Origin of the sequence: Paenisporosarcina sp. TG-14 (assembly GCF_000297555.1) — a bacterium.
GTDB classification, from domain to species: Bacteria; Bacillota; Bacilli; order Bacillales_A; family Planococcaceae; genus Paenisporosarcina; species Paenisporosarcina antarctica.
The window spans coordinates 18,103-30,633 of record NZ_AMGD01000068.1; the positions used below are offsets into that span (position 1 = coordinate 18,103).

The window sequence follows — 12,531 nt, forward strand, 5'->3', positions numbered from 1 at the left end:
TATCTTCGGCCGATTGTTTTCAAGGCAGCAAGTGTCCATTCTCCTGTTAACCCAAAATCAACTTGAAGGAGGGCGAAGGACGCACACGCCGCAGAAATGACTTTCTCCATAAAAAAGCGCCCTCATTAAGAGGACGCGAAGTTAATTCATATGTTTTACAACAGCTACGATAACGAGTACCCAAGCTGTAAGGAAGGCTACTCCACCGATTGGTGTAATGGCTCCTAATATACCAATTCCACTTAAGCTTAGTACATAAAGTGAACCTGAGAAAATCACAATACCACTTAACATTAAGTAACCTGCCCAGCTAAGTTGTGATACATTGCCGATTATGTTTGTGCTCATTAAAATTCCAATCACAATTAATCCAATTGCATGATACATTTGGTATTGGACTGCTGTTTCCCAAATAGCTAAATATTTCTCCGATAATTTTTCTTTCAGCGCATGTGCACCGAATGCTCCAAAAGCAACGGCTATAAATGCGTTAATTGCTCCTGCAATTATAAAAAATGGCATCTCTTTATTCCTTCTTTCATTTATGATAGTTAAAAATCAAACAACGAATCGCCGTTTGCGTCTTCTTCTTTTATACGCTCTCCTACTGAAATAGATTGCGCAGCAGAAGTTGGTTGTGCGATTTGCATAGGTAAGGGCGGATTTATGTCAGGCTGTTCGCTTAATACCACGTCGCATAGTGCTCGGATAGCGAGTAGGGATTCACGAATACTTTGATCGTCGCCTTTTCCCTTTGCTATAGTTACGTATTTTTCTATTTCGGTGACAACTCGACTTAGTGGTATCACGTTGAGTCACCCTCCTTTTCCAAATTCTCCATGTCAGCCTTCACTTTACCATGAAATCTACTTCAAACAAAAGTCTATGGGTTGTATCCCCCATTGTGTTAGTTGCTCATTTATTTGGGAATAGGGTTTACTCCCGAGGAATCCTCGGTATGCACTGAGGGGACTAGGATGAACAGATTCGACGATGGCATGACGAGAAGTGTCGATCAAACTTCTTTTCAATTGCGCGGGTTTCCCCCACAAAACGAAGACTATTGGTGTTTGGCGCTGAGAAAGCTTTCGTATGACTTCATCTGTAAATAGTTCCCATCCTTGTCCTTTATGTGAATGTGCAAAGCCTGCTCGAACGCTTAGAACTGTATTTAATAGAAAAACGCCTTGCACAGCCCATTTTGTCAATGACCCATCAACCGGTAATTCACATCCAAGGTCGTCACTAAGTTCTTTCAACATGTTTCGCAAACTCGGTGGATGCTTAATTCCTGCTTTAACCGAAAAACTCATGCCGTGAGCTTGACCCGGACCATGGTAAGGATCTTGTCCCACGATCACTACTTTGACGTTGTTAAATGAGGTTTCCTCAAAAGCGCTCCATAAATCATCCTTAGGAGGATACACGGTTTCGGTTGCGTATTGTTGTTCTAAAAATTCATGTAACTGGGTATAATAGGATTTGTCGAATTCTGTCTTGAGTACTTGTTGCCAATCATGATCAACCATCTTTTTTCCCACAACTTTCACTCCTTAAATTCAACGGTTACATCATACTCTACTAATGAAAACATATCAGAAACGGAGCGCGCAGCATTTTCTTCAGCTAGTTCTAGTACCCCTTGCCCCGTGGTTTCTTCCATCATCAGTATTTTCGCTTCTTCAGCTAATTCATAAGCTTCTGACAAGTTAGCTTCTCCTCGGAACAACCCTTCATATGAATACACTTTGACTTGTTCAAAGAAAATTTCAGGTCCTCCTAAAAATTGTGCTTTGGGCAATGTAAGCTTAGCTGTTTTCGCTTCTTCATCGAGCACAATATCATTCTCAGTTAGCGTTGAAAAATCAATTCCCGCTTTTACGGACCCAGGAATGACTACCAATAAATTACGCTTTGTTCCAGGTAAATTCAGGCCAATTTCTTTTCCTAAAATTGCATTATCTTGACGTTCAATCATGACTTTCGTGTAAGCTTGCGCAGTTGCTAATTCATTTAATGATTGAATTTGTTCTAAGAAAGCCCCTTTATTTTCTGTAAAGGTGCTGCCATTAATTATCCAAAAAGCTGAAAGAGGAACGATTAGTAGTAGTGCTATCAATGCCGTGAGGAACCATAAGAATTTGCTACGCATAAATGAGGCAATAAATAAGCCGACTTGCCTAAATCCAGATGAACGTGGTTGAACACTTTCACTTTCTATAGTTACAGCTATTTCTTCATGTGCTTTTAATTCTTCAAGCAATCGTTCAATTTCTTTTATACGCTGATCTTTTGGCATCGTTCTCCCCTTCTCTATCAATTGTTCAATGATTCTATTAAGTTTACGATAAGGGAAATATGCAAATTGTACAACCTTCAGTCGAATGATAGGATATTTACAGAGGTGATGACAAATGTCAGATTTTCAATGGCGAGAAAAAATGCGTAAAGTAGAGCTTTCAACAAAGGAAGAAAGTAAAGTTCCTGAACGTTCGAAGGTACTCGGGTTTGGATGCTTTTCGGTGGGAATGTTGCTCGTTATTTTGTTATTTGCTTTTATTAGTTTCGGGCTCATCTCTCAAAGTTATTGGATTGCTGGTGGAATTTCTTTGATTTTCACACTCGGTTTAGTGTTTATATCTCTCCAATTGTTACGTGCGGATAAGCTTCCTAATTGAACTTTCATCAATTTTTGGTAATATGGAATTCAGATACTTATTGAAATGAGGAATTCGAATATGAAAAAAACGTTAACTATCGCAGGTTCTGATACTTCAGGTGGAGCAGGAATACAAGCAGATTTAAAAACGTTTCAAGAGCACGGCACATATGGAATGAACGCCTTAACAGTGATCGTAACAATGGATCCTGAAAATGGTTGGAGCCACGGAATATATCCGATTTCAGTTGAAACATTGCAGGCTCAATTGAAGACAGCCCTCTCAACTAATGTGGATGCTATCAAAACAGGCATGTTACCGACCGTTGAGATCATCCAAACAGCGGCCGAAGCAATTGACCAATCAGCTGTTAAGAATGTTGTCATTGATCCTGTACTCGTTTGTAAAGGTGAAGACGAGGCCTTATTTCCTGAAAATGTAGACGCTATGGTGAAATTATTGCTCCCTCGCGCATTGGTTGTAACGCCAAACTTATTCGAAGCGGGTCAACTTTCTGGACTTGAGACATTACACACTATTGACGATATGAAACGTGCTGCATCAAAAATTCATGAAGCTGGCGCAAAAAATGTCGTTATTAAAGGCGGCAAACAATTGCAACATGACAAAGCAGTCGACTTATTCTTCGATGGGTCTACTTACACCCTGCTTGAATCTCAAAAAACAGATACCACTTACAATCATGGTGCCGGTTGCACATTTGCAGCTGCTATCACAGCCAACTTAGCGAACGGTCTAGCTGTAAAAGAATCAGTTATTGAAGCAAAGAAATTTGTGTCAGCTGCTATTGCCAATGGTTGGAAGTTAAATCAATATGTTGGACCCGTGATGCACGGAGCGAAAAATCGCTTTGGCGCACCAGAAGTCACAATAACAGAAGTTTAAAGCTATGAAAAGTCACTCGCCCGGTATGGTCGAGTGACTTTTTTTGATTATTTTTTAGATGAGCAATTGCTAGTTGGAAAATTTCTGCTCCAAGTTGGAATGAGAAATATGGGCCTCATTTTCTTCATATGCTGGAGATTTCCCCCTACTTAAACGAAAGCGAAATCACAGTTGCAAGCAGGCAAATCGCTTTCAACGGATAATTTCTTTATACTAAGTTGTAGAAGTTTTTGTGTTTATAAAGGAGGTTGTATTATGGAAGTTGTAGATGTAAAAAAATTGCAGGAGTTGTTAAACTCCTTTGCCGATAAAGATATTTATCTCCACCTTGAAACAACAAATGGAGCTTATGCATCCCATTTTGACGAAACTGTGTTTAATGCCGGTGCTTTTATTCGCAATATTGTTGTTAAGTATGAGCTTGGAAAAGTTGCTGGAGATAGCCCTCACCGAGTCGGATTGAAATTGCCGCATGGTTGGGTTTACGCACAAGGTATCACGCATTTTGAATTAGATGAGCATGGCCGCCTGTTGATGGCTGGACATGATCAAAGCGGAAAATTAGCGGTAGCTCTTCATATAAGCGAAACACCATTTACGTATTAATTAAGGAGGAACACAGATGACGCTTCCACAAGAGAGACATGTTTTGGTTGTTTTCCCTCACCCAGATGATGAGGCATTCGGTGTCTCAGGAACAATTTCCACATATATTAAGCAAGGAACACCTGTTACATATGCTTGTCTAACACTTGGCGAAATGGGCCGAAATTTAGGTAATCCCCCATTCGCAACGAGAGAATCCTTGCCACATATTCGCAAACAAGAATTACTTGCTGCAGCACAAGCGATGGGCCTAACGGATTTACGTATGATGGGTTTACGCGATAAAACTGTCGAATTTGAAGATGATGAAAAAATGGTTCAAATGATGACGAAATTAATTGAAGAAACCAATCCTTCACTTGTGATCACCTTTTATCCGAATTATGCCGTCCATCCTGACCATGAAGCAACGGCTCGCGCGGTTGTTCGTGCGATTCGACGACTGGATGAAACACTTCGTCCAAAACTACATGGTGTTGCTTTTGCAAACAATACAAAAGACGAACTAGGTGAAGCAGACATCGTCCATGATATTCGTGAATCACGCGATCAAAAAATGGGTGCTATGAGAGCACATATTTCACAAACAGCGTGGATGTTAGAAGAGATGGACAAACGTTTAGCTGAAGGAGAACCCAAAGCTGAAAACTGGCTTTCGTACGAACGCTTCTACCACTATCGTTGGCATGAAGATTTCGAAAAAACATTTTAATATAGTCCTGAAGATGCCATTTATTTTGGTATCCTCAGGATTTTTTCTATTACTTGGTAAGCGTTTTCAAAAAAATGATGGACATTTTCAATCGTTGCAAGTATCATTATCACAGAAATAAAAAACTGAATAATTATACATAATAGGAGGAGTCACCTTTGAAGAAATTTTCACTATCTACATGGCTATTATTCTTAATACCCTCAATTATCGGAATATTCTTATTCATGATTCCATTCAAGTTTGATGGCGAATGGAAAATTCCTGTTGCTATTTTAGCGAATATGGTCGCTGGTGCAGTCGAACCCATAATGCCATGGACTGTTACAATCGTAATGATTCTTGCTGCACTTGGTTCAATTATTTATCAGTTTAAAAAAGATTCAAATCCTGATGATCAAACATTTTTTGAAAAGCTCTTCCAAGTCAACTGGTTCTGGACAATTGTACGCGTAATAGGTGCTGTCTTTGCCGTTATGGTTGTTGCAAATATTGGACCTGAAGCAGTTCGAAGCGGAGATACGGGTGGATTATTACTTTCTTCTACAGGACTTTTGTCTTTCTTGTTCACGATATTCTTATTTGCAGGACTTCTTTTACCTTTACTTTTGAATTTTGGTTTACTTGAATTTTTCGGTACAATCATGATTAAAATAATGCGTCCTTTATTTAAATTACCAGGTCGTTCTTCCGTTGATGCCCTTGCCTCTTGGGTTGGCGATGGTACAATTGGCGTCTTACTAACAAGCAAGCAATATGAAGAAGGCTTCTACACCAAAAAAGAAGCCGCTATTATTGGAACGACATTCTCAGTCGTGTCGATTACTTTCTCTATTGTCGTAATTGAAGAATTAGGACTTGGTGCTTATTTCCTTCCATTTTACGCAACAGTTACTTTATCGGGTATTGTATTAGCATTTATAATGCCTCGCATATTTCCATTGTCACGTAAATCTAATGAATACATTGATGGTCGCCCATTTGATGAGCATGCAGAAACATTGCCTAAAGGATACAACGTCGTAAGTCACGGTTTAGAAAACGCCATGACAACGGCGAATAAGAATCGCTCTGTTAAGAAATTTGTTACAGATGGTTTAAAAAATGTATTAGATATGTGGATAGGTGTTGCGCCAGTCGTTATGGCGTTTGGTACCATTGCGTTAATGCTTGCCACTTATACCGATTTATTTGTATGGTTAGGGAAACCGTTTGAGCCTTTGTTGATGATTCTTGGTATTCCTGAAGCTGCACAAGCTGCACAAACGATGGTTGTTGGTTTTGCGGACATGTTCTTGCCAGCCATTCTGGGTAGTCAAATGATTGAGTCTGAGATGACACGTTTTGTGATTGCTGCGACTTCTGTTACACAATTAATTTACATGTCTGAAGTCGGTGGATTATTACTAGGATCTAAAATCCCAGTCAATATCTTAGATCTACTTATCATTTTCTTACTACGCACAGTAATTTCATTACCAATTATCGCTGCAGTAGCACATTTGTTGTTTTAATTCCGAAATTCGAAGAAGCCTATCTAGCTCGGCGCCATGAAATGTGGCAAAGGATTACTGCTAGCTAGACATTAAATAAGCTGTCTCCATTGTCGCAACTTGCGACTTTAGAGACAGCTTATTCTTTTTGGTAGTCAATCCAACGAAGACTATTAGTTCCATTATTTAAGAATTCATGAAAAGAAATTGCTTCAACTTATCAATTTCATTGTTTCAAAGAAACCAATTTCCCCCTACTTGACCAATGTGGATGTTGATCAAGCTCGCTTGGATACATTATGGGCGTTAAGCAAAAGTCCGTTTCAAGTGAAATATTTAACCACTCTTCCCACGAAAGTGATGCGAAAAATAGGTCGATTTGTTGATGAACTTCACTTTCGGCAAGTTCAAATTGCATGGCTTGCCAATCAGGTCGCTTCGCAAATTCGCAGAAATTAGTCCAAAACTTCAATTCAAGGGCGGCTAACGCAATGTAACGTCCATCCTTTGTTTCATATATATTGTACGCAACATATGATCCATCTATTTCGGGGATTCCGTGATCCGACAGTCCTGAAGCCAAGTATTCAAGATTTGTTCCTTGGAATTTAGCCATCGTATCTGTAATTGAAACTTCAATTTTTGAACCTTCCCCTTTTCGAAAACGGAGAACAAGTGCAGCTAATATAGATTCAGATACAGCAAATCCTCCTGCGTAATCCGCTAAAGTAGTTTTAGGAATAACAGGCTTGCCTTTACTGTCTTGTATTTGTGAAAGAACGCCTGATAAAGCAAGATAGTTCAAGTCATGACTTCCAAAATTCCCTAGCGGACTGTCCGATCCGTATCCTGTCATTGAGCAATACACAATTGATGGATTGATCGCTTTGACTTCTTCATAACCAAATCCAAGACGTTCCATTACCCCTGGTCTAAACGATTCTAGCAAGACATCTGAATGTTTAATTCGTTCTGCCAGTTGTTCTTTTCCAGAAGCTGTTTTCAAATCTAGATGGACTATTACCTTCCCTCGATTATTCGCGCGATGAATAGCCCCGCCACTCATTGAAAACGCTGGATCTCCTTCTGGTGGTTCGATTTTCACTACATCTGCTCCCATTTCTGCAAGGCGCATGGTCGAAAACGGTCCTGGTAAGTAATACGTAATGTCCAACACGCGAATTTGATCTAATGGTTTCATACTTAACAACTCCAATTTCATTACGAATTTAGTACACTAACAAGCTATTCATTCCATAGAGAATTGATATTAATTGACACGTATTGTTCCCACGTGATCGTGACAGCAAATTTACGTCTACTCAGTTTTAATGGAAAAGTTCACCTTATTCATTCTTTACTATTGAAAATTAATTCTTTTTTCTGAATTAACTAATTTTAAGCATAATAGTATTGTACAAAAACTAAGTGAAAAGTGCTATAAAAACTTTTGGAAAATTTTAGAATCAATAAGCGGAAATCATTAAGAAAACCAGGATTTTCAAATGCAAAACTTGAATGGTGTTGTCGGACAAGGCCACCAGTTTTTCTGTGACGTGCCAGTAAATCTATATCGTGATTGAGTTGTAACCAGCTAATAACATTCCATAATTTTACTATTACAACGTGAATCGCGATTTTTACAACGTGGAGATCAATTTTTTCAACGTCACGTTCCATAATTACAACGTGACAGCCAATAATTACAACTGAGCTATCGCTCGACATTAATACCAACTCTTTTTAACCATGTTAGATATATTACAGTGTCGCAAAACTCTAATTTGCATTTCAAATAAAGCAAAAGCTGCAGATTCTAAATGAAAAAAAAGCTGACGTCTCCTAGTAGTAGGATCGTCAGCTTTTCGGTATTTGTTTTTATTATACTTTCTGGGTAAGCTTTTCGAGCATATCTTCGGTCATTGCATCTAAATCGTAGAGTGCTTTAAAGCCCCATTCATTTTTCGCAGCGCTTGCATCAATCGCATCTGGCCAGCTGTTTGCAATACCTTGTCGAACTGGATCTACATCGTAGGACAATTCGAAATTTGGAATATGTTTGCGAATCGATGCAGCAATTTGTTCCGGTTCAAAACTCATTGCTGTAACGTTAAACGCGTTTCGGTGTACAAGTTTTAACCCATCCGCTTCCATTAAGTCAATGATTGCTTGGACGGCATCAGGCATATACATCATATCCATAAACGTACCTTGCTCAATGTATGAAGTATATTTTCCATCTTCTAATGCTTTGTAATAAATATCTACCGCATAATCCGTTGTTCCTCCACCTGGTGGCGTTACGTACGAAACAAGCCCTGGGAAACGAACACCGCGAGTATCTAAACCAAACTTGTGGAAATAGTAATCACATAATAGCTCACCCGCCACTTTGTTCACTCCATACATCGTGGTTGGACGTTGCAAAGTATCTTGGGAAGTATTTTGTTTCGGCGTGGATGGACCAAATGCTCCTATTGAACTCGGGGTGAAAAATTGAAGGCCTAAGTCTCTTGACGTTTCAAGTGCGTTTACTAAGCCACCCATATTTAAATTCCAAGCGAGTAATGGCTTTTCTTCAGCTGTTGCCGATAACAATGCGGCCATATGCATCATCGTATCTGCGCCGAAGTCTTTTGCAAGTGCATGCATGCGATCTGCATCCATTACATCTAATAATTCAAACGGTCCACTTGTAGTAACAGGTGAATCCGTTAAGCGAATATCCGTTGCTAAAACATTGTCTGCTCCATAAATATCTCGTAATTTCACAATTAATTCTGATCCAATTTGACCTAAAGCACCGGTTACGATAATTCTTTTCAATTAAAACTACTCCTCTTCATATATACATTTGTACTCTCCAAAAGTACATATATTTTAAATGAAACCTTGATACCATTGACTTCAACTAGTACCTATTATAGTGTGTTCGTTGTGAAAGTACAATATATTTCACATAGCAGTGTTTTCCTTTTATTCAATTTGTAATACTGAAATAGTAAATTCTTATCGTTCATTATGATTTGTAATAACCTTTCATTTACTATGTTAATTTTGGTATACTTAAAAATAAAAAGGACTAAATTACTTATGAATATCTTCCGCTTAATTATGATTTATTTATTAATAATCAGCTTAACTTTGTTTTTATCCTACTTACAATTTCCAATCTTAATTATCATTTCAACCGTCTTCATCCTTTTCTTAGCATTTGTAGTTCTGCCACAAGTATTCACCGCTTATCGATCAAATAACGTAAAGTCAATCGCAAAATTTCTAGAGTCAAATAGGAAGAAGCCATTATTTGCGTATCCACTTGCTTTGGAAAAAGGTAATGACACTGAAATTGAAGAAAGTTTAAACGCCATTTTAGCAAAGCACAAACAGCCGTACATGCAAAATGTGTATAAAACGATTTTAGCTTTACATCTTAAAGATATTGATGCTGCAGATACATATGCTAAAAAAATAGATAGCGATCCATTGAAATCGTATTACGCTGCTTACATAGCTGCCATAAAAGGTGACTTTGAAGAAGCGATTCTCCATGAGGAAAATATACATGTGGATTGGATGAATCACGCTTTGCATGCCCTTTATGCTCGTGAAAAAGGTCAACATGCTGAGTTTGAAATCGAGTCTAAAAAAGCCATCGATGAATCGCGTGGGGCCCAAAAGTATATTTTAGTTCATTCCTTTAATAATATGTAGAATTTTCGGTTGCCACGCTGACATTTCGCGTGGTTTTTTGTTGGAATAGGTATTTTATCTGCACCAACTTCCCACACACTTAAAAGACCTCGACGCATCTCGCTAGGCCACTTAAAAAGTTAATATATAATTTCTTTGCTTATGGACTAGTATAGGTGATTTCCGTTTCAGCGCACTTTCATGTTTCGAAGCTAGCGAAGCGATGCAGAAACAGGCGAACGCTTTCCGCGGGGCGAGCGCCAAGCCTCCTCGTCCGTTTGAAAACCCTTGCTCCTGCGGTTACTCGTCGCAAACGAATTGTGTACAATTCGTTTCCTGCGGGGTCTTGTCTGTCTCGCTTTTCACGCCGGAGTCGCCGCCTTCAACTTCAATCACTTGTACATATATTTTCTTTCATCTAAAAAAAGTGAGATTCCTTTATCTATTCAAAATCTAACAGAATGAGCCGGTTTTTCAATCTAAACAAGCAATACTTTCCTCAATTTTTAGAGGAAAAGATTGCTTGTTTTTGTTTTATAATAAGTGTACTAATTTCCGGTGGTGTCATGATGGTTTCTAATCAAGAATTTTTAACCTTTGCCCATTTACGTGCCAATCACCTGTATATAAAGGAGGATTAAAATCTAGACCATAAGAGAAGCCGCCTTGCAAAGGCAGCCGGTTATTCAAGTAAAGCATCTCGTTAGCTGAAACAAGATTTAACTACTACTGACTATACCTACTATAACTTTAGATTCTTTACGGTTTTTCTTTTGTCTTTTAAAACCTTCTATTAAACCTACTATTAAAACGGTTTTACCAATCCAAATTCTTAAATACAAGGAGTATAAATTTATTGGACCCTATTACGAATGAGTTCATGACGTAGCGCACTCGGTTTTGCGCTTCATGAATGCCGACACGAACTTGTACTAACAGTTCATTAATTTCTTTTATATCTAGCTCATCAGAACACACCCCCTAATTAATATAAAAAAACACTCGAATGTTTTTACACATTCGAGTGTTTATCTTCTTTACTTAATTATGCCAAGTTCTTTTCCGACTTTTCCATAAATGGACATTGCCTCATCCAACATTTCTTTTGTATGAGCTGCTGTCGGCATATTACGAACACGCCCTGCTCCCTTTTGAACGGTTGGGAAGACAATTGATTTTGCATAGACGCCTTCTTCAAATAAGCGTTTTGAGAATTCTTGCGTTAGCTTTTCATCCCCAATAATACAAGGAGTAATCGGCGTCTCTGATGCACCTATGTCAAATCCTAATTCTTTAAGTCCGGCTTTTAAATAATCTCCATTTTCCCACAACTTATCATGAAGCTCGGTTGAATCGATAATCATTTGAAGCGCAGCAGTAGTTGCCGCAACATCACCAGGTGTCACTGCTGTTGAGAATAAAAACGGACGTGAACGAACTTTTAACCAGTCAATTAACGATTGTTTACCAGCCACGTAACCGCCAACAACACCTACTGCTTTAGACAATGTGCCCATTTGGAAGTCGATATCTTTTTCTAAACCGAAATGTTTTACTGTGCCTTTTCCTTTACCAGTAACACCCGATCCATGTGCATCATCTACGTAAGTAATTAAATCTAATTCTTTCGCAATTTTTACGATTTCAGGCAATTTCGCAATATCACCATCCATTGAAAATACGCCATCTGTAATAATCATTACTTTATTATAAAGACCTGATTCTTGTGCAGCTTTTGCTTTTGCATGTAAATCTTCCATATCTGAGTGTTTAAAGGCAATAATTTTAGCTTTTGATAAACGGCAACCATCAATAATCGATGCGTGGTTTAATTGATCAGAAAGAATCGCGTCATTTTTATCCATAACTGCTGAAATAGCTGCCATGTTACAGTTGAATCCAGATTGGAAAGAAATTGCTGCTTCCGTTCCTTTGAACTCAGCTAGCTTTTCTTCTAATTTAACGTGTAAATCAAGCGTTCCATTAATTGAACGAACCGCCCCTGCTCCTACACCGTACTTATCGATTGCTTCTTTTGCAATGCGTTTAAGTTCTTCGTTTGTTGCTAAACCTAAATAGTTATTAGAAGATAAATTAATTAATTCTTTGCCACGAACTTGAATTTTCGCACCGTTCGGGCCTTCAACCGGATCGACTTCATTGTATAAGCCTTGATCGCGTAAATCTTGTAAATTTTCTTGTAAAAAAGCATCTAATACGTTTGACATTATTATCTTCCTTTCATGCGAGTTTATGTGCCAAATTTCATTAGCTAAACTCTGATGTTATATAATCTTTTCCATTTTAACATAAGCCATACTTATCTTTGCAAAAAAAGGGTGGCAACTGAAATACTTCTTATGAATTAAAAAGTATTTCAAGACTGTCCAGAAAGTCAGTAAAACTTCTTTTTTACGGCATACTTTTTTTATGTAGTTTTTCAAGTATCCCGTTGCTTTCC

General features: G+C 38.3%; 15 protein-coding genes. 6 read left to right on the plus strand and 9 right to left on the minus strand.

The genetic code is table 11. From position 1 onward, the window contains the following. Positions 1 to 141: 141 nt before the first annotated feature. The 4 genes from C406_RS0116520 to C406_RS0116535 are packed head-to-tail and all read right to left on the minus strand — an operon-like array spanning position 142 to position 2,299. Entirely contained in the window at positions 142 to 522 is a 381-nt protein-coding gene (locus tag C406_RS0116520; protein ID WP_017381766.1) for a DUF423 domain-containing protein, read from the minus strand. Between the two features lie 29 nt (positions 523 to 551). Continuing rightward, the gene (locus C406_RS0116525) at positions 552 to 809 is read right to left on the minus strand and encodes a YwdI family protein (RefSeq protein ID WP_017381767.1); all 258 of its coding nucleotides are present in this window, start codon (positions 807 to 809) and stop codon (positions 552 to 554) included. 57 nt (positions 810 to 866) lie between these two features. Beyond that, on the minus strand, positions 867 to 1,529 hold the full coding sequence (locus C406_RS0116530; protein ID WP_036654944.1) for a uracil-DNA glycosylase: 663 nt from the start codon (positions 1,527 to 1,529) through the stop codon (positions 867 to 869). Positions 1,530 to 1,546: 17 nt separating this feature from the next. Then, the gene (locus C406_RS0116535) at positions 1,547 to 2,299 is read right to left on the minus strand and encodes a DUF4230 domain-containing protein (RefSeq protein ID WP_017381769.1); all 753 of its coding nucleotides are present in this window, start codon (positions 2,297 to 2,299) and stop codon (positions 1,547 to 1,549) included. 115 nt (positions 2,300 to 2,414) lie between these two features. Between C406_RS0116535 and C406_RS0116540 the strand changes: the two genes are divergently transcribed. The 5 genes from C406_RS0116540 to C406_RS0116560 all read left to right on the plus strand — a co-directional run bounded on the left by C406_RS0116540 (position 2,415) and on the right by C406_RS0116560 (position 6,398). Then, positions 2,415 to 2,678, plus strand: coding sequence for a hypothetical protein (locus tag C406_RS0116540; protein WP_017381770.1), 264 nt, complete (start codon positions 2,415 to 2,417; stop codon positions 2,676 to 2,678). A 60-nt stretch (positions 2,679 to 2,738) separates the two neighbouring features. Next, on the plus strand, positions 2,739 to 3,566 hold the full coding sequence (pdxK, locus tag C406_RS0116545; RefSeq protein WP_017381771.1) for a pyridoxine/pyridoxal/pyridoxamine kinase: 828 nt from the start codon (positions 2,739 to 2,741) through the stop codon (positions 3,564 to 3,566). 255 nt (positions 3,567 to 3,821) lie between these two features. Beyond that, complete coding sequence (locus C406_RS0116550) at positions 3,822 to 4,172, plus strand: YojF family protein (RefSeq protein WP_017381772.1); 351 nt, start codon at positions 3,822 to 3,824, stop codon at positions 4,170 to 4,172. A 16-nt stretch (positions 4,173 to 4,188) separates the two neighbouring features. Beyond that, positions 4,189 to 4,884 carry a bacillithiol biosynthesis deacetylase BshB2 gene (bshB2, locus tag C406_RS0116555; protein ID WP_017381773.1) on the plus strand — a complete coding sequence of 232 codons (696 nt, stop codon included), beginning with the start codon at positions 4,189 to 4,191 and terminating at the stop codon, positions 4,882 to 4,884. 158 nt (positions 4,885 to 5,042) lie between these two features. Then, on the plus strand, positions 5,043 to 6,398 hold the full coding sequence (locus C406_RS0116560) for a YjiH family protein (protein ID WP_017381774.1): 1,356 nt from the start codon (positions 5,043 to 5,045) through the stop codon (positions 6,396 to 6,398). 205 nt (positions 6,399 to 6,603) lie between these two features. On the opposite strand, the gene C406_RS0116565 is transcribed toward C406_RS0116560, so the two are convergent. The 3 genes from C406_RS0116565 to C406_RS0116575 form a co-directional block, all read right to left on the minus strand. Further along, positions 6,604 to 7,578 (minus strand): CaiB/BaiF CoA transferase family protein, encoded by a 975-nt coding sequence (locus tag C406_RS0116565; RefSeq protein WP_017381775.1) that lies wholly within the window; start codon positions 7,576 to 7,578, stop codon positions 6,604 to 6,606. Between the two features lie 197 nt (positions 7,579 to 7,775). Then, entirely contained in the window at positions 7,776 to 8,105 is a 330-nt protein-coding gene (locus C406_RS0116570) for a hypothetical protein (RefSeq protein WP_017381776.1), read from the minus strand. 153 nt (positions 8,106 to 8,258) lie between these two features. Further along, positions 8,259 to 9,203 (minus strand): L-threonine 3-dehydrogenase, encoded by a 945-nt coding sequence (locus C406_RS0116575; RefSeq protein WP_017381777.1) that lies wholly within the window; start codon positions 9,201 to 9,203, stop codon positions 8,259 to 8,261. Positions 9,204 to 9,425: 222 nt separating this feature from the next. Here C406_RS0116575 and C406_RS0116580 point away from each other — a divergent pair, with 222 nt between their 5' ends. Beyond that, entirely contained in the window at positions 9,426 to 10,091 is a 666-nt protein-coding gene (locus tag C406_RS0116580; protein ID WP_237740588.1) for a hypothetical protein, read from the plus strand. Between the two features lie 698 nt (positions 10,092 to 10,789). Here the strand turns inward: C406_RS0116580 and C406_RS20575 are convergent. Together C406_RS20575 and C406_RS0116590 are read right to left on the minus strand one after the other, a co-directional pair. Continuing rightward, complete coding sequence (locus tag C406_RS20575) at positions 10,790 to 10,912, minus strand: DUF3977 family protein (protein WP_443146806.1); 123 nt, start codon at positions 10,910 to 10,912, stop codon at positions 10,790 to 10,792. 195 nt (positions 10,913 to 11,107) lie between these two features. Continuing rightward, on the minus strand, positions 11,108 to 12,298 hold the full coding sequence (locus C406_RS0116590; RefSeq protein ID WP_017381780.1) for a glycine C-acetyltransferase: 1,191 nt from the start codon (positions 12,296 to 12,298) through the stop codon (positions 11,108 to 11,110). Positions 12,299 to 12,531: the final 233 nt, after the last annotated feature.

What these genes read in the sequence shown, in the direction of transcription:
- C406_RS0116570 (WP_017381776.1), bottom strand. Translation starts at nt 8,105, where the DNA reads ATGTCGAGCGATAGCTCAGTTGTAATTATTGGCTGTCACGTTGTAATT.
- pdxK (WP_017381771.1), top strand. Translation starts at nt 2,739, where the DNA reads ATGAAAAAAACGTTAACTATCGCAGGTTCTGATACTTCAGGTGGAGCA.
- C406_RS0116580 (WP_237740588.1), top strand. Translation starts at nt 9,426, where the DNA reads ATGTTAATTTTGGTATACTTAAAAATAAAAAGGACTAAATTACTTATG.
- C406_RS0116565 (WP_017381775.1), bottom strand. Translation starts at nt 7,578, where the DNA reads ATGAAACCATTAGATCAAATTCGCGTGTTGGACATTACGTATTACTTA.
- C406_RS0116540 (WP_017381770.1), top strand. Translation starts at nt 2,415, where the DNA reads ATGTCAGATTTTCAATGGCGAGAAAAAATGCGTAAAGTAGAGCTTTCA.
- C406_RS0116535 (WP_017381769.1), bottom strand. Translation starts at nt 2,299, where the DNA reads ATGCCAAAAGATCAGCGTATAAAAGAAATTGAACGATTGCTTGAAGAA.
- C406_RS0116530 (WP_036654944.1), bottom strand. Translation starts at nt 1,529, where the DNA reads ATGGTTGATCATGATTGGCAACAAGTACTCAAGACAGAATTCGACAAA.
- C406_RS0116520 (WP_017381766.1), bottom strand. Translation starts at nt 522, where the DNA reads ATGCCATTTTTTATAATTGCAGGAGCAATTAACGCATTTATAGCCGTT.
- C406_RS0116550 (WP_017381772.1), top strand. Translation starts at nt 3,822, where the DNA reads ATGGAAGTTGTAGATGTAAAAAAATTGCAGGAGTTGTTAAACTCCTTT.
- bshB2 (WP_017381773.1), top strand. Translation starts at nt 4,189, where the DNA reads ATGACGCTTCCACAAGAGAGACATGTTTTGGTTGTTTTCCCTCACCCA.
- C406_RS0116590 (WP_017381780.1), bottom strand. Translation starts at nt 12,298, where the DNA reads ATGTCAAACGTATTAGATGCTTTTTTACAAGAAAATTTACAAGATTTA.